Here is a 15827-nt window from a genome sequence, read left to right as displayed (position 1 = left end):
GTCACCGAGTCAGCGCATAAGGTAATTGTAGTAGAGAAATAACTAGATTTCGTGCGGCGGACCTAATCACCCGATATATGTGGTGTCTGCCCGGCAGAAGCCGGGTCGGGAATGGATTCCGATTGCCGCACGTTTCAGCAGGAGCGCGGTCTCATGAACTGGACTGACGAGCGAGTCGAACTTCTCAGAAAATTGTGGTCGGAGGGCCTCAGCGCCAGCCAGATCGCCGCACAGCTTGGCGGGGTCAGCCGCAATGCCGTCATCGGCAAAGTGCACCGGCTGAAACTGTCCGGTCGCGGACGTACGACCGCCTCACCGGCACGCCAGAAGAAGACGGGACAGGGATCGACGATCCAGAAATCGGTGTCCCGGGCAGCAAGCGCCACGCGCCATGCCACCACGTCGATGTCGATCGGTGCGACCGCGCTCAAGGCGCAGTTCGATGCCGAACCGGTAGCGCGCCACTATATCCGCCCGGTCGAGAACGTCGTCGTGCCGATCTCGCGGCATCTGCAACTCGTCGAGCTGAACGAGCGCACCTGCAAATGGCCGAATGGCGATCCGCTCTCGGAAGATTTCCATTTCTGCGGCAACGACGCCGCCGAAACCGGCCCCTACTGCAAGTACCACGCCCGCGTGGCGTTTCAGCCAGCATCGGAGCGGCGGCGGCATAGATAGGCGATAGGCAGTGGGGAGTAGGCAGTAGGCAGTAGGGGAAGATAGCGCTTCACAAGGATCGTTCGCCAACAACCCACTTCCGTATTGCCTATTCCCTACTAGCTACTGCCTATTCCCTTACCCTTACAGCCACCCATTCTTGCGAAACCGCCAGTAAAGAAACGTGCAGATCAGGGCAATTGCCGCCAGGACGGCCGGGTAGCCATATTCCATCCTCAGTTCCGGCATGTCGCTGAAATTCATGCCGTAAATGCCGGCGAGTGCCGTGGGCACGGCCAAGATGGCGGCCCATGAGGCAAGCTTCTTGGAAATCGCCGTCTCCTGGCTTTGACCGACCAGAAGGCTCGCCTCGAAGGCGAAAGCGAGAACCTCACGCAGGCTGTCGATCTTTTCCTGGACAGTGCGGATGTGGTCGGTGACGTCGCGAAACAGCGGATGCATGGCTGTGTGGATTTGCGGCAGATCGGCGCTGGTCAGCCGCCGGCAGACCTCCACCAGCGGCAGAGCAGCGTTGCGCAGGCGCAGGAGATCGCGGCGCAGCATGTAAAGCCGCTCGATATCGGAGCCGGTCATCGGTTTCAGCAGAACCTTGTCCTCGATCGCCTCGACCTCGTTTTCGATCTGCTCGAGCACGGGCATGTAGTTGTCGACGATGAAATCGAGAATGGCGTAGAGGACGAAATCCTCGCCCTTGGCGAGGGAATGCGGACAGCTTTCCCAGTGCTGGCGAACGGCGGCGTAGGAGGTCGACGGGCCATGCCTGACGCTGACGATATAGCCGGCGCCGACGAACAGATGCGTCTCGCCGAAGGTGACACGGCTGTCGATCAACTGCGCCGTGCGGGCAACGATGAACAGGGCATCGCCATATTGCTCGATCTTCGGCCGTTGGTGCGGATGCTCGGCGTCCTCGATCGCCAGTTCATGCAGATGGAATTGCGCCTGGACGCGCAGTAACAAATTGCGGTCGGGCTCCAGCAGTCCGATCCAGACCACGTGGCCCGGCTTCCCGGCCCATTCGCCGGCTTCCTCGATCGGAATGTCGGCGATGCGCCGCCCAGCCGTATAGACGCCGCAAGCGATTATACCCGACATCGGCGGCCCAGGAGTAAACTCGCGGACATATTCCATCGCAGCCTCCTGAAGGCGGGGCCTTCGTCGCGGAACTGAGAAGTCGGCGCGTCGAAAGCTTAGCGCAACTTTCGGTCAGGTGGCGAATCCGAAATTCGCATTAGTATCGAGAGACGCTCATTTCGCTGGTTGCGTTGCGGGAAGAATAATCTTGTCCGTCTTGTCGCCCTTCGGACGATCGGCCGGCATCTGGTCGCCGGTGACGATATAGTAGATCGTCTCGGCGATGTTGGTGGCGTGGTCGCCGATGCGCTCGATGTTCTTGGCGCAAAACAGGAGATGCGTGCAGGGCGTGATGTTGCGTGGGTCTTCCATCATGTAAGTCAGCAACTCGCGAAACAGCGAGGTGTACATGGCATCGATCTGGTCGTCGCGGTCGCGCACGAAACCGATTTTTTCCACCGACCGCGATGCGTAGACGTCGAGTACTTCCTTGAGCTGTGTCAGCGCCAGATTAGCCAAAGCCTCGAGGCCGCGGAACAGACTGCTCGGCTGGCGCCCATCAGCGACAGCAACCACTCGCTTGGCGACGTTCTTGCCGAGGTCGCCTACCCGTTCGAGGTCCGCCGAGATGCGGATCGCACCGACGATCTCGCGCAGATCCGTCGCCATCGGCTGGCGCTTGGCGATGATGATGATCGCCTTATCGTCGATCTCGCGCTGCCCCTCATCCAGAACCAGGTCGTCTCGAATGACTTTCTGGGCAAGTCCCGGATCCGCATTGACCAGTGCCGCGACGGCCTGCTCGACCATGCGCTCGGCATGCCCGCCCATCGCCGCGATGCGCTTCGACAGATATTTCAGCTCCTCGTCATAGGCGCTGACGATGTGCACGGACTGCATGGACCAAATGCCTTCCCGGGATCTTGTGGTTGAGTCGCTCCCTCGAATCCCCGCTGATACGCTAGCCGGATGACAGAAAAAAGAAACGGCCCATCATGGGCTAGAGATAATACTGCGTCAGCGAACCGGCAAATGGACGGTGAACGCCGCACCCTTGCCGACTTCCGACCAGATGGAGAGCCTGGCGTTGTGCCGGGTCAGGATATGCTTGACGATGGACAGGCCAAGGCCGGTGCCCTTCTGGGTCCGGCTGTTCTCGACGTCGACGCGGTAGAAGCGCTCGGTGATGCGCGGGATGTGTTCTTCGGGAATGCCGGGGCCGAAATCCCTGATAGTGACGTCGATCCCCGGTTCGGTATCGCTGTCGCTGCGCGTGATCGACACCACGACGCGTCCGCCCGACTGACCATATTTGCAGGCGTTTTCCAGCAGGTTTTCGAAGACCTGGAAAAGCTCGTCCCGATCGCCGGGCACGGCGAGCGGTCCTTCCGCGAAATCACGCTCGATGACGACGCCGTTTTCCTTTGCGAGCGGCCCAAGCGAATCGATAACGCTGTCGAGGGCCTGGCGCAGATCGACCTCGGTTCCCAGCTTGAGATAGGGCTTCATCTCCAGCCGTGACAGCGACAGAAGGTCGTCGATGAGGCGCGCCATGCGGCTGGTCTGGTTCTGCATGATCTGCAGGAACTGCTCGCGTGCCGCAGGGTCGTTGCGGGCCGGCCCGCGCAGCGTCTCGATGAAGCCGGCAATCGAGGCGAGAGGCGTGCGCAGCTCGTGGCTGGCATTGGCAATGAAGTCGGCGCGCATTCTGTCGATCCGGCGCGCTTCGCTCTGGTCCTTGAACACCAGCACGTAGAGATCCGTGGCGTGACCGACAGAAGACGCGCTCACCCGATAGGCTCGTTCGACCGGCAGCCTTTCTATGTAGTCGACGCTGTCCGAGGCGACGTTGCCTGCCAACATATTATCCAGCAAGGACTGCATTTCCGGCGCGCGGAATTTCAGCGACAGCGACATGCCGGGGGCAATCCCGCCAAAGGCTGCAACGGCGGCGGCGTTGGCATGGACGATGGCGGCGGAACGATCGAAAATGATCAGCGGATCGGCAACCGCTGCCGCGAGATATTCGCCGGAAAGTTGTTGCAAGCCGCTCGCCTCGACGGCCGCGGCATTTTCGGTCGATTGACGGGCGACGCCGGGCGGCAGTATCGCCGCGGCAACCAGCACGGCGCCTGCCAGCAGCACCACATAGCCAGACATGCCGGCAAAACCATAGACGATCAGAACCGCAACGAAGCCGGCCGCGAGCGGCCAGCGGCTGTTCCACAGCCGCATGGCGACGGCTTGCGCCTTGCCTTTCCGCTCTGTGCCGATATCGGCCATTTGCGCTCCGTCGCCTGCGCTCCGTGTGCGGCCAACGCTCAATAACTGGACCGACGCTAGCGCGCCGTGCGTCCAATTGGGCGCACAAAGGACGCTCTACGCTTTATCTGCTGCATCGTTCTTTCCGAAAATCGATTCCGATATTCGGGCCGATGCCGTAAAGGCTTCCAATAGCATGAGTCCGGAGGCTGGAAAGGTTCGTCTCGATGAAAAACGCCAAGGAAAGCTCCCCTACAGCTTCGTCGGGGCCGCTGAAGATCATCATCGACGGCAAGGAGCGGGAGTTCGACATCGAGGCTCCGACGCTTCCCGACTGGATCGAGGACCGCAAGCTCACCGCCGGCGGCTATCCTTACGACAAGAAAATGAAGGGCGAGGAGTATGACGAGAGGTTAGAGAAGCTGCAGATCGAACTGGTCAAGGCGCAGGCGTGGCTGCAGTCGACAGGCAAGCGGGTAATGTCGCTGTTTGAGGGGCGCGACGCTGCCGGCAAGGGCGGCACGATCTTCGTTTTGCGCCAGTATCTGAACCCTCGCACGGCGCGCAACGTGGCGCTGACCAAGCCAACACCCACCGAGCTTGGACAATGGTACTTCCAGCGTTACGTCGACCACTTCCCGACGTCGGGCGAATTCGTCACCTTCGACCGCTCCTGGTACAACCGCGCCGGTGTTGAACCGGTGATGGGATTCTGCACGCCCGAGCAGCACGAGCAATTTCTGGACGAGGTTCCGCATTTCGAGCGGATGATCCGCAACGAAGGCATCCATTTCTTCAAATTCTGGCTGGACATCGGCCGGGAAACACAGCTCGAGCGGTTCCACGACCGTCGCTGGAGCCCGCTGAAGAGCTGGAAGTTTTCGCCGATCGACATCGCCGGCATCACCAAATGGGACGACTACACCAAGGCGCGCGACCTGATGGTGGAACGCACGCACAAGGAGTTCGCGCCCTGGATCATTGTGCGGGCGAACGACAAGCGGCGCGCGCGGCTGGCCGTCATGCAGCGCATTCTCCTGTCGCTTCCCTATGACGGCCGCGATCTCGACGTCATCGGTAAGGTGGACAAGAAGATCATCGGCGAAGGGCCGACTTTCCTCGAAAAATAAGCTCACCTAATCGATCCGCGGCTGTCATGCCGCCAGCCGGGCAATCCGCTGCAGTCGCTTCAGCGTAGTGTCGTCCTGCAGCGCCTGCTGGAAGAGCGAGATCTCCTGGTCGATGCGGTCGCAGAGCGCGCCGGTGTCGCCCCTAAGCAGGTCGCGCGTCTGCTGCAGCGCCGCGACAGGCTTCTTGGCGAGTTGCCTGGCTCTTGCCAACGTGGCCTCCTCGACGCTGGCGTCCGTCACGATCTCGCCGATAAGGCCCAGTGCCCTGGCATCTTCGGCGGCGAGTGTGTCGCCCAGGCAGAAGAAGCGGAACGCCCCGGCGTAGCCGAGCTTCTGCGGCGCCAGGATGCTGGTCGCCGCGTCCGGCACCAGGCCGAAATCGACGAACGGCACCCGAAACGTGCTCTTGCTCGAGGCGATCACCATGTCGCAGTGGAACAGGATGGTGCAGCCGACGCCGACGGCGTCGCCGTCGACACAGGCAAGGACCGGTTTCGGGAATGTCGCCAGCGTGCGAAACATATCGGTAACGGCGTCGATCAGTCGCCGATGTTTGGTGGCGTCGAGAAATTCGGAGAAATCGGCGCCGAGGCAGAAGCACCCGGCCAGACCGCGCAGGACCACGACGCGGACGTCGTCGTCGGCAGCGGCTTCATGGAATGTCCTGGCCAGGCTTTCATAGGCCAGCCTGTCCAGCACCGGGCGGCCGTCACCCGACGATACGGTGACGATCAGCGTGTGATTGCGGAATTCTGCTTTTGAATGAACGTTCATGGCCTCTCTCCAATCTCACGAGGCGCGTCGCTGTCCGAGCATGTCCGGGTACCCTCTGGCCAGCACCGGCGCAAAGTGGTTGCGGCGCGAACGCACCACGTCGAGCGTGTGCTCGTTGAAGGTGAGCAGTGTGGCAACCACCTGCTGGTTGCCATAGGTACGCTGGTAACCGAGCGGCGTTGCCAGGAAATGCAGCTGCAGCGCGCGAAGCACCCACATCGGCTCGAATTCGATGATAACCTGGTTGACGTTGCGCTTCAGACCCCACTCGACGAAGCCGGCGATCAGCTCCGTGCCGACCGTCGACACGCCGCGCCGGCCGTCGCGGAACCCCGGTGCAACCGCATAGCGGGTCAGTTCATAGACATTCGGGCCCGACGGTGGGGTTCCCTCATAAAGGTCCGCCAGCACATCGGTTAGAAGATGTGCCCGAGTCGTCGGCAACATCCGCTGGTAACCGGCGAGCTCGCCATTGCGGATGACGATCTGGTGCACTGCCTCGTCGTGGTCGAATTGATCGATCTCGAGGCCGTCGGGGCGCTGCAGATCGGTCCATCCCATCTCTTCGACGAAAACTCTGTAACGCAAACGATGAACTGCCTCCCAGAGGTCGGGCCGTTCCATCAATTCCTGGGTCGTGAGGGAAAAAAGCATTTGCCGTCTCCTAGTTTCAATAGGAAGATACGGCCGTGCTTCCCCGAAAAAATTACGCGATCGCGTAGGCAAGAATTTCTAGGCCGGCGCGGCCGACCTAGTTAATATAGCCGCGCCTTATCGCTTCCGCGACGGCCTGGACCCGGTTGACGGCACCGAGTTTGCTTTTGGCGTTAAGAAGGTGTTTCTCTGACGTGTGTTCAGAAATGCCGAGAATTTGTGAAATCTCCCATTCGGACTTGCCAACGGCGGCCCATTGCAGGCATTCGCGCTCACGCGGCGTCAATTCGACATGGTCGATGGTTTTGCCCGCCATAGTGTGGAGCTGCATGGCGCGGCCAATCGCATAAGTCGAGACCAGCGACACAAGCCCGAATTCGGCGCCCGACAATTCGACAGCCTCGCCGCCTAGCGACACCATGACGATCTGGCCATCGAGCGTGATCAGCGGGAAGGCCAACCCGTCGCGCAGCTTGAATTCACCGGCGTCACCCATGACATCGCCGCCGCTCTTGCCGATACGGATGCCCTGAGACGCTTCCCGCCACTGGAATGGCGCTTGAAGCTGCTTCATGTGACTGACGACTGGATCGTGATCGACGTAGTTGCGCGCAACGTAGCGCTCAAGCCATTCAGCCGGCCAGTCGCAAAGCAGCACATGGTCCTTTTGCCGGTTTCTCGGCGTACCGGGTTGCGGAACCGTCCCGGCCATCAGCGCCGTCAGCCCGAACCCGCTTGTTACCCCCAGTAGCTTTTCGCAGACGGCGGCCGCTGTACCGGCGTGCTGCAACTGATCTATCAACTCCAGGGTACGATCGAAATGACCCATCGCAACATCTACCCCATGTTGCCTTCCGCTCTTGAGACCAATGGCAGTGATCAACCCGCACTATGCCATCAACCCCGGACTGCAAAGCTGCTCCCTTTGTGCGCCCTACCGCTCCTCTTCAGCCGGCATCACACAGTCATTTGCAAACTCACTAAACAATATCCCTAAATCGTCACGATGAAACCAAAAACCGTTGTGCCTGTGTTATTTTCGTACAAAAAACTGTGTTATTTCGTACTAAAGCCGGGGCAAGACCGGACGGAGTCGTCGCGTGGCGTTTCGGCGCATATCCATTTCATTGATCTCGATATTGATCGGAGCGCAATCGCTTGCGGCTGATGCGCTCGCCGCGGAGCCGCAGGTGCCGGTGTTTTGGGACGCCAAGGAGCGGCTGCCAAAGCCGGACCTTTCGATGCTGCCGCGGCTGCGATTCCTGACCACCACGGATTTCCCGCCGTTCAATTTCCTCGATGGGGCAGGCCGGCTGTCGGGCTTCCATGTCGACCTGGCGCGCGCCATCTGCGCCGAGCTCGGCATTGCCGAAAAATGCCAGATCCAGGCGCTGCCCTGGGCCGAGCTCGAAGGTGCGCTCGGGAAAGGCGAAGGCGAAGCGATCATTGCCGGCATCGCCGCGACGCCGGAGTCGCGGTCGAAATACGCATTCTCACGCCCCTACCTGCAATTTCCGGCACGCTTCATCATGCTGAAGACACAGGCGCTGACCGAACCAATGTTCGACAGGCTGCGCAGTAAACGTGTCGGCGTGATAGCCGATTCCGCGCATGAGCGAATGCTGCGCACTTATTTCGGCGACGTCCAAATCGTCCCCTTCGCAAAGCCGGAGGAGCTTTATGGCAAGCTGAAAGCCGGCAAGATCGACGCCGCCTTCGGCGACGGCATGCGTTTCGCCTTCTGGCTCGGCGGCTCCGATGCGGCTGGCTGTTGCCGCTTTGCCGGCGGCCCCTATCTGGCACCCGAATACCTTGGCTCGGGCATGGCGATCGCCACCAGGGCCGACGACCCGGCACTGGCCGCCGCTTTCGACTACGCGCTGCAGGAAATTTCGGTGAAAGGTACGTTCGCCGAGTTTTATCTTCGCTATTTTCCGGTCAGCTTTTTCTGACTGCCGGCTCAGGTCAGCGTGCGAAGGCGCGCCTTGGCGGCTCGCGCGATGGCGGCGACCGTCAGCGCATCGAGATCGAGTTCCCGGCGGACGAGCTGCAGCACGCGCACCTCCTCCAGGCGCATTTCGAGATCGACGGCCGCAACCTCGAAGGCGGCGGCATAGGCGGTGTCACGCAAGCGTTCCGGAAGCGCCTTGGCGACACGCGCCAGGACGCCCTCCAGCCCGTCCTTTTCCTGCAGCATTTCCTGGCAGGCCTGAGCGACATCGACCAGCCGCTCCTGGTTGAAATCCTCAAACACCGGCCAGGATCGAACGACGTCGCCGATCCGCGCCAGTTCGATGTCGGTCATGTCGCGGTCCGACGCCGAGGTGATGACCATCAGGTAGATCATGGCTTCGTGCGGCGACAAAGGCATTTAGAACTCCTTGAGATGGGTCCCGAAGTTAGGAACGAGAGACCGGCGCCGCAAGGAAAAAGAGCGGCGATCGTTGGCGCTCCGGTCACGCCTTGGAACTTGATCCATCCCGACTAATTGGGACGGGAGCTCTTAATCTTCTTGCCTGATCGCGGTCCTGCCCTGAAACCGGGTTCCACTTTTCGGGATCATGGTCTAGAGCATGCGGCTGTCGGCATGGATGCCGGCAAGTTGCAGGAATAGCATCATGGCCGAACAACAGCCGATCGATCTCAGTCCGGAAGTCCTCACCGCCGCCGCCGAAAGCAAGGCGTGGCCGTTCGAGGAAGCGAAAAAGATCGTCGCTCGCTACGCGATCGGCGGCTACCCGGAAACGGTGCTGTTTGAGACCGGCTACGGCCCGTCCGGCCTGCCGCATATCGGCACGTTCGGCGAGGTGGCGCGCACATCTATGGTGCGCCACGCCTTCCGCGTGCTGACTGAAGACAAGGTCAAGACGCGACTGCTGTGCTTCTCCGACGACATGGACGGATTGCGCAAGGTGCCGGACAATGTGCCTAACAAGGACATGCTGCGCGCCTATCTCGGCAAGCCGCTGACCAGGATACCGGACCCTTTCTCCAATGAGTATCCGTCGTTCGGCGCCGCCAATAACGCACGGCTGCGCGCTTTCCTCGACCGTTTCGGCTTCGATTACGAATTCGCTTCCTCGACCGACTATTATACTTCCGGCCGCTTCGACGCGACGCTGCTCAAGATGCTCGAGCGCTTTGATAAGGTGATGGCAATTATGCTGCCGTCGCTGCGCGAGGAACGGGCGCTGAGTTATTCGCCCTTTCTGCCGATCCATCCCAACACCGGGATCGTCATGCAAGTCGCGATCGACGAGCGCAAGCTCGACGCCGGCACCATAGTGTGGCGCGATCCGGACACCGGCGAGCGCTTCGAGACGCCGGTGACCGGCGGTCATGCCAAGCTGCAATGGAAGCCCGATTGGGCGATGCGCTGGGCAGCACTCGGCGTCGATTACGAGATGTCCGGCAAGGATCTGATCGATTCCGTCAAGCTCGCCGGGCAGATTTGCCGCGCGCTCGATGCTCCGGCGCCGGAGGGCTTCAATTATGAGCTGTTCCTCGATGAGCATGGCCAGAAGATCTCGAAGTCGAAGGGCAATGGGCTAACCATCGACGAGTGGCTAACTTACGCGCCGACCGAGAGTCTTAGCCTTTATATGTTCCAGCGCCCGCGAACCGCGAAGAAGCTTTATTTCGACGTTATCCCGAAGGCAGTGGACGAGTATTATACGTTCCTCTCTGCCTATCAGAGGCAGGACTGGAAGGAGCGGCTGGGCAATCCGGTCTGGCACATGCATGACGGCAATCCCCCGGCAGTCGACCTGCCGGTTCCGTTCTCGCTGCTGCTCAACCTGGTCAGCGCCTCGAATGCCCAAAACAGGAGCGTGCTGTGGGGTTTCATTTCGCGCCACGCGCCGGGTGTGACGCCGACGACCCATCCCGAGCTCGACCGGCTGGCCGAATATGCCATCCGCTATTTCGACGATTTCGTGAAGCCGGCGAAAGTGTATCGTGCCGCCGACGCGGTCGAGCGCGAGGCGCTGACCAAGCTTTCGGAAGCGCTCGCCGCGCTGCCGGCTAATGCCGACAGCGAGGCGATCCAGAACGCTGCCCTCAATGTTGCGCGCAAGATTGAGCGCTACCAGGATCATTCCAAGCAGAGCCCGGAGGGCGGACCCGGTGTCTCCGTCGCCTTCTTCCAGATGATCTATCAGGTGCTGATAGGTCAGGAACGCGGGCCGCGCTTCGGCTCCTTCGCCGCGCTCTACGGCATCGCCGAAACGCGTGAGCTCATTCAGCGGGCGCTGGCTGGTCAGCTGGCGGCATGAGAGCGCCGTCCTGCTCCTCCAGGATCGAGCTAGGCGCTACAGGCGCGGATCGCGACGCAGCAGCCGGGAGCGGCGGCAGGCCTGAAACGCTCGGCGCCGGCCCGAAGACGCCTTTTTTTGCTGCACGCGCCTTCTCGCCGGCTTCTACGTAAGGGCCGCCCTTGGCGGCGCGCGCCCAGCCATTTTCGACCAGCCATTGGCCGATATCCTGATTGCCGATCCGACACTCGGCGGCGATCAGATCACGACCGCCTTCGGGCGGCACGGCACAGACCACCGCACGACTGCGGAGAAAGGCGCGGAAGGCCGTTCGCGCCCGAATGCCGCAATTCCAGGACTCGCCGCCGTCGGTGCAAGTCTCCTCCTGCTTGACGATGTCGATACCGGAAACCGCAATCGAATAGCCTTTTGCTTCGATGACCCCGGCCGCCGACGCGACGGGCTGGAATAGTTTCGTGCCTTTCCAGTCGTCGGGCATTTTCGTTTTTGGCGGCTTGGGCGGTCCGGCCAATGCCAGATCGCTCAGCGGGGCGCGCGGCTCTATCCGTTCAAGCTCGTTGGAACCGAGCTGCGGCGGCACCACGATTTCTGGATCGATTGCCCTCGAATGCGCCGCCTGCTTGGCCGGCACTGGCTTCGGGATGGCCGACGTAGCCGGCGCGGCGGGCTGCGGTTCGGCGCCGACCTGGATTTGTTCCCAGGGGCCGCCGCTTTCGCTCTGGACGGCGCGGCCGCCGGCGACAATTGCCGTGGCCATCGCCGGGATCGCCAGAACAGCCAAGGCAAGGTGAGGCAGACGCACCGGCCCCGCGCCTACTGGCTTGCCCAGACAATCCGCGCCACCCATTCGACATCGCGCATGGGGATGTCGCGGTCCGGGTGATCGGGATTGAGGGAGACCAGCGTGATCGACTTCGGTGTCTGGCGGTCGAGCACCTTGGCCATCACCTCGCCGGCATTGGTCTTGACGACGACGCGATCGCCCTTTCGTATGGTAGCTCCCGGCTCGACGATGAGGACATCGCCATTGCGGTAGAGCGGCAGCATGGAATCGCCCTGGACCTTCAACGCATAGGAGGTTTCGGTTGCCCGTGCCGGCAATTCGATCAGGTCCCATCCCTGCCCCGCCGGAAACCCGGCATCGTCGAAGAAGCCACCGGCGCCCGCCTGGGCGAAGCCAAGCAGCGGCACCGACGATTTCTGCACGGGCAGTGCGCCGGAATTACCCCGGCCTTCGACCAGCCCTGCAAATTCATCCAGCGAGGCGCCGGTCGCCTCGATGATCTTGGCCAGCGATTCGGTCGACGGCCAGCGGGGCCGCCCATCTGAGGACAGCCGCTTCGATTTGTTGAAGGCGGTCGAGTCGAGGCCAGCGCGCCTGGCCAGTCCGGAGGCCGAAAGCGAATAACGCTCGGCAAGAGCGTCGATGGCGGCCCAAACGCGGTCGTGCGAGAGCACCTTGCTCTCCTTCGAAACAGGAAAAAATACCTTCGCTGTTCTACCCCTTGGCCGCCATCTTGTCCACCGCCGGAGACGGCGTCAGGCCGCCTCCTTGGCCTCGTTCCTGGTATAGGGATCGAAGCGCTCGTAGAAGGTCTCGCCCTTCTCGGCCATGTCGAGCAGCAGCTTCGGCGCCTTGAACTCGGCGCCGTATTTCTTCTGCAGGCGCTTGGCGAGTTTGACGAATTTCTTCGCGCTGATGCCGTCGATGTAGGACAGTGCACCGCCCGTATAGGGTGCGAAGCCGAAGGCCAGGATCGAGCCGACATCGGCCTCGCGTGGGTCGGTAACGATGCCCTCTTCCATCACCCGTACCGCCTCAAGCGCGATGGTGACCAGCAGCCGCTGCTTCAGTTCCTCATAGTCGACCTGCTCCGGCGACAGCTGCGGGTAGAGGTCCCTGAGGCCTGGCCACAGCTTCTTCTTTGCCGGTTTTGCCGGATAGTCATAGAAGCCCTTGCTGTTCTTACGGCCCAAGCGACCATGTGTGTCGACCATCGTGTTGATCAGCGCCATCTGCTTCGGATCGACCGCCTTGTCGCCGAGGTCGCGCATGGTCTGCTTCATGATCTTCTGGGCAAGGTCGATCGCCGTCTCGTCGGTCAACGCCAGAGGACCGACCGGCATGCCAGCGGCTTTCGCCGCATTCTCGATCATCGGCGCCGGAACACCTTCGATCAGCATCTTGTAGGCTTCCGACATGTAGCGCAGTACGCAGCGATTGACGTAAAAACCGCGCGTATCGTTGACGACGATCGGCGTCTTCTTGATGGCGCGGACAAAGTCGATCGCGGTGGCCAGCGCCTTGTCGCCGGTTTTCTTGCCGAGGATGATCTCGACCAACATCATCTTGTCGACCGGCGAGAAGAAGTGGATGCCGATGAAATTCTTCGGCCGCGCCGAATTCCTGGCCAGCGATGTAATCGGTATGGTCGACGTATTCGAGGCGAAGATCGCCGACGGCTTGAGTACAGCCTCGGCCTGTTCGGTGGCATCCTTCTTGACGGCCGAGTCCTCGAACACCGCCTCGACCACAAGATCGCAGCCGGCAAGATCCGCGTAATCGGCCGTTGGCGTAATCAGCGACAGCAATCGATCCTTGTCCTGCGGCTTGGCACGGCCCTTCTTCACCTGATCCGAGATCAGGGTCTCGGAATGCGCCTTGCCCTTGGCGGCGGACTCCATGTCGCGGTCGAGCAGCACCACCGGAATGCCGGCCTTGGCCGTTACATAGGCGATGCCGGCGCCCATGAAGCCGGCGCCGAGCACGCCGATCTTCTTGAACGTCGTTTCCGGCACACCAGCTGGGCGGCGAGCGCCCTTGTTCAGTTCTTGCAGCGACACGAACAATGAGCGGATCATCGCCGCCGCTTCCCTGGTCTGCATGACCTCGGTGAAGTAGCGTTGCTCGATCCGCAAGGCGGTATCGAACGGCACCAGCAGGCCCTCGTAGACGCATTTCAGGATGGCGGCGGCAGCGGGATAATTGCCATAGGTCTCGCGGCGCAGAATGGCGATAGCCGGCGGCCACAGATTGGCACCTGCCACCGAATAGATCGGAGCGCCGGGCAGCTTGAAGCCCTTTTCATCCCATGGCGCCACCGGTTTCAAGCCGTTCTTGATCATCCCCTTGGCAGTTTCGACCAGCTTGTCCGCCTCGGCAATCTCATGGATCAAGCCCATTGACTTGGCCTTCTGCGGCGACAGCGTCTGGCCGGACGTCAGCATTTGCAGCGCCTGCTGCTGGTCGGTCAGCCGCGGCACGCGCTGGGTGCCGCCGGCGCCTGGAAAAATGCCGATCTTCACTTCCGGAAGCGCCATCCTCACCTGGTCGGAATCAGCCGCGACGCGGCCATGGCAGGCGAGCGACAATTCGAAGGCGCCGCCCATGCAGGTGCCGTTGATCGCCGAAACCCACGGCTTGCCCGAGGTTTCCAGTTTACGGAACAGGCCATTCATAGCGCCCGCCTTGTCGAACAGCGCCTTGGTCGCCTTCTCCGGGTCCTTCGCTTTGTCGGCGGCGAAGGTCGCCAGCATCTTCTGCAGCATGGTGATATCGGCGCCGCCCGAGAACGTATCCTTGCCGGAGGTGATCACCGCGCCCTTTATCACTGCATCGCTTGCCACTTTGTCGACGATGGCGTTCAGTTCGCGCATCACCTCCTCGGTGAAGACGTTCATCGAACGGTCCGGCATGTTCCAGGTGACCAGCGCAATGCCGTCGGCGTCGATGTCGAGGGTGAAATTGGTGTAGCTCATCATCTCTCTCCGTCAGACGCGTTCGATGATCGTTGCGGTGCCCATACCGGCGCCGATGCAAAGCGTCACCAGCGCGGTGTTGAGGTCGCGGCGTTCCAATTCGTCCAGCACCGTACCGAAGATCATCGCACCGGTGGCGCCGAGCGGATGGCCCATGGCGATGGCCCCCCCATTGACGTTGATCCGGTCATGCGGAATGTCGAAAGCCTGCATGTAGCGCAGCACCACCGAAGCGAAGGCCTCGTTGAGCTCGAACAAGTCGATGTCCTGCAGCTTCATCTTCGCCCGCTTCAACAGCTTCTCGGTGACGTCGACCGGGCCGGTCAGCATCAGCACCGGTTCGGAGCCGATATTGGCGAACGCACGGATGCGCGCGCGCGGCTTGAGGCCGAGCGTCTTTCCCGCCTTTTTCGAGCCGAGCAGCACGGCCGCCGCCCCGTCGACAATGCCGGAGGAATTGCCGGCATGGTGGACGTGATTGACCTCTTCCACCTCGGGATGCTTCTGCACAGCGACGGCGTCGAAGCCGCCCATTTCGCCGGGCATGACGAAGGACGGGTTGAGCGCGGCCAGCGACTGCATGTCGGTCGAAGGCCGCATGTGCTCGTCGTGGTCGAGGATGGTCAGGCCGTTCTGGTCCTTGACCGAGATCACCGAATTCTTGAAGCGCCCCTCGCCCCACGCCTTGGCGGCACGCTTCTGGCTTTCGACCGCGTAGGCATCGACATCGTCGCGCGAAAAGCCGTATTTGGTGGCGATCAGGTCGGCCGATATGCCTTGCGGCACGAACCAGCCGGGCAGGCCGACCGAGGGATCCATGAACCAGGCGCCGCCGGAGGCGCCCATGCCGACGCGCGACATTGATTCGACGCCACCGGCAATGACGATCTCGTCGGCGCCATGCGCGATCTTGGCGGCGCCGAAATTGATGGCGTCGAGGCCCGAGGCGCAGAAGCGCGATATCTGCATGCCGGGCGCCTTGGTGTCGTAGCCGGCCTCGAAAGCGGCGGCACGTGGAATGACCGCACCCGCCTCGCCAACCGGATCGACGCAGCCGAAGATGATGTCGTCGACAGTGCTAGTGTTCAGCCCGTTGCGGTCGCGGATGGCCTCGAGCACCTTGGCGCCGAGCCGCACCGCCGGCACTTCGTGCAGCGAGCCATCTTTCTTGCCCCTGCCGCGCGGCGTGCGCACGGCATCATAGACATAAGCTTCGGCCATT

At 61.7% G+C, this 15827-nt stretch carries 15 protein-coding genes; 4 read left to right on the top strand and 11 right to left on the bottom strand.

The window, feature by feature from the left end; genetic code table 11:
- Positions 1–153: 153 nt before the first annotated feature.
- A complete protein-coding gene (locus NMG46_RS03570; RefSeq protein ID WP_254816327.1) occupies positions 154–678 on the top strand; it encodes a GcrA family cell cycle regulator in 525 nt (174 codons plus the stop codon).
- A 123-nt stretch (positions 679–801) separates the two neighbouring features.
- Here the strand turns inward: NMG46_RS03570 and NMG46_RS03565 are convergent, their stop codons facing one another.
- From NMG46_RS03565 to NMG46_RS03555, 3 genes are all read right to left on the bottom strand, one after another.
- Positions 802–1809: a magnesium and cobalt transport protein CorA gene (locus tag NMG46_RS03565; RefSeq protein WP_254816326.1), complete on the bottom strand. Its 1008-nt coding sequence runs from the start codon at positions 1807–1809 to the stop codon at positions 802–804.
- A 117-nt stretch (positions 1810–1926) separates the two neighbouring features.
- Positions 1927–2652: a phosphate signaling complex protein PhoU gene (gene phoU, locus NMG46_RS03560; RefSeq protein WP_254816325.1), complete on the bottom strand. Its 726-nt coding sequence runs from the start codon at positions 2650–2652 to the stop codon at positions 1927–1929.
- 117 nt (positions 2653–2769) lie between these two features.
- Complete coding sequence (locus NMG46_RS03555; RefSeq protein ID WP_254816324.1) at positions 2770–4035, bottom strand: cell wall metabolism sensor histidine kinase WalK; 1266 nt, start codon at positions 4033–4035, stop codon at positions 2770–2772.
- A gap of 206 nt (positions 4036–4241) precedes the next feature.
- Between NMG46_RS03555 and ppk2 the strand changes: the two genes are divergently transcribed.
- Positions 4242–5144, top strand: coding sequence for a polyphosphate kinase 2 (ppk2, locus tag NMG46_RS03550; RefSeq protein WP_254816323.1), 903 nt, complete (start codon positions 4242–4244; stop codon positions 5142–5144).
- Between the two features lie 24 nt (positions 5145–5168).
- On the opposite strand, the gene NMG46_RS03545 is transcribed toward ppk2, so the two are convergent.
- From NMG46_RS03545 to NMG46_RS03535, 3 genes are all read right to left on the bottom strand, one after another.
- Positions 5169–5918, bottom strand: coding sequence for an enoyl-CoA hydratase-related protein (locus NMG46_RS03545; RefSeq protein ID WP_254816322.1), 750 nt, complete (start codon positions 5916–5918; stop codon positions 5169–5171).
- A 15-nt stretch (positions 5919–5933) separates the two neighbouring features.
- Positions 5934–6572 (bottom strand): acyl-homoserine-lactone synthase, encoded by a 639-nt coding sequence (locus tag NMG46_RS03540; RefSeq protein ID WP_023677342.1) that lies wholly within the window; start codon positions 6570–6572, stop codon positions 5934–5936.
- Between the two features lie 97 nt (positions 6573–6669).
- Positions 6670–7401 (bottom strand): LuxR family transcriptional regulator, encoded by a 732-nt coding sequence (locus NMG46_RS03535; RefSeq protein WP_254816321.1) that lies wholly within the window; start codon positions 7399–7401, stop codon positions 6670–6672.
- Between the two features lie 271 nt (positions 7402–7672).
- On the opposite strand from NMG46_RS03535, the gene NMG46_RS03530 reads away from it, so the two are divergent.
- Positions 7673–8524, top strand: coding sequence for a transporter substrate-binding domain-containing protein (locus tag NMG46_RS03530; protein WP_254816320.1), 852 nt, complete (start codon positions 7673–7675; stop codon positions 8522–8524).
- Positions 8525–8532: 8 nt separating this feature from the next.
- Here the strand turns inward: NMG46_RS03530 and NMG46_RS03525 are convergent, their stop codons facing one another.
- A complete protein-coding gene (locus tag NMG46_RS03525; protein WP_254816319.1) occupies positions 8533–8943 on the bottom strand; it encodes a tellurite resistance TerB family protein in 411 nt (136 codons plus the stop codon).
- 247 nt (positions 8944–9190) lie between these two features.
- On the opposite strand from NMG46_RS03525, the gene NMG46_RS03520 reads away from it, so the two are divergent.
- The gene (locus NMG46_RS03520; RefSeq protein WP_254816318.1) at positions 9191–10846 is read left to right on the top strand and encodes a lysine--tRNA ligase; all 1656 of its coding nucleotides are present in this window, start codon (positions 9191–9193) and stop codon (positions 10844–10846) included.
- On the opposite strand, the gene NMG46_RS03515 is transcribed toward NMG46_RS03520, so the two are convergent.
- The 4 genes from NMG46_RS03515 to NMG46_RS03500 all read right to left on the bottom strand — a co-directional run bounded on the left by NMG46_RS03515 (position 10809) and on the right by NMG46_RS03500 (position 15826).
- On the bottom strand, positions 10809–11648 hold the full coding sequence (locus NMG46_RS03515; RefSeq protein WP_352702293.1) for a thermonuclease family protein: 840 nt from the start codon (positions 11646–11648) through the stop codon (positions 10809–10811). The two genes, NMG46_RS03520 and NMG46_RS03515, sit on opposite strands and share 38 nt — an antisense overlap.
- Before the next feature lie 11 nt (positions 11649–11659).
- Positions 11660–12304: a helix-turn-helix transcriptional regulator gene (locus NMG46_RS03510; protein WP_254816316.1), complete on the bottom strand. Its 645-nt coding sequence runs from the start codon at positions 12302–12304 to the stop codon at positions 11660–11662.
- Positions 12305–12385: 81 nt separating this feature from the next.
- Positions 12386–14605, bottom strand: a complete 2220-nt coding sequence (locus tag NMG46_RS03505) for a 3-hydroxyacyl-CoA dehydrogenase NAD-binding domain-containing protein (protein WP_254816315.1) — start codon at positions 14603–14605, stop codon at positions 12386–12388.
- A 12-nt stretch (positions 14606–14617) separates the two neighbouring features.
- On the bottom strand, positions 14618–15826 hold the full coding sequence (locus tag NMG46_RS03500; protein WP_254816314.1) for an acetyl-CoA C-acetyltransferase: 1209 nt from the start codon (positions 15824–15826) through the stop codon (positions 14618–14620).
- Position 15827: the final 1 nt, after the last annotated feature.

It is taken from the genome of Mesorhizobium sp. LMG 17147, from assembly GCF_024297145.1.
Lineage (GTDB): Bacteria > Pseudomonadota > Alphaproteobacteria > Rhizobiales > Rhizobiaceae > Mesorhizobium.
The sequence above is the reverse complement of the archived record's forward strand: the minus strand, read 5'-3'. Positions and strand labels throughout refer to the sequence as shown.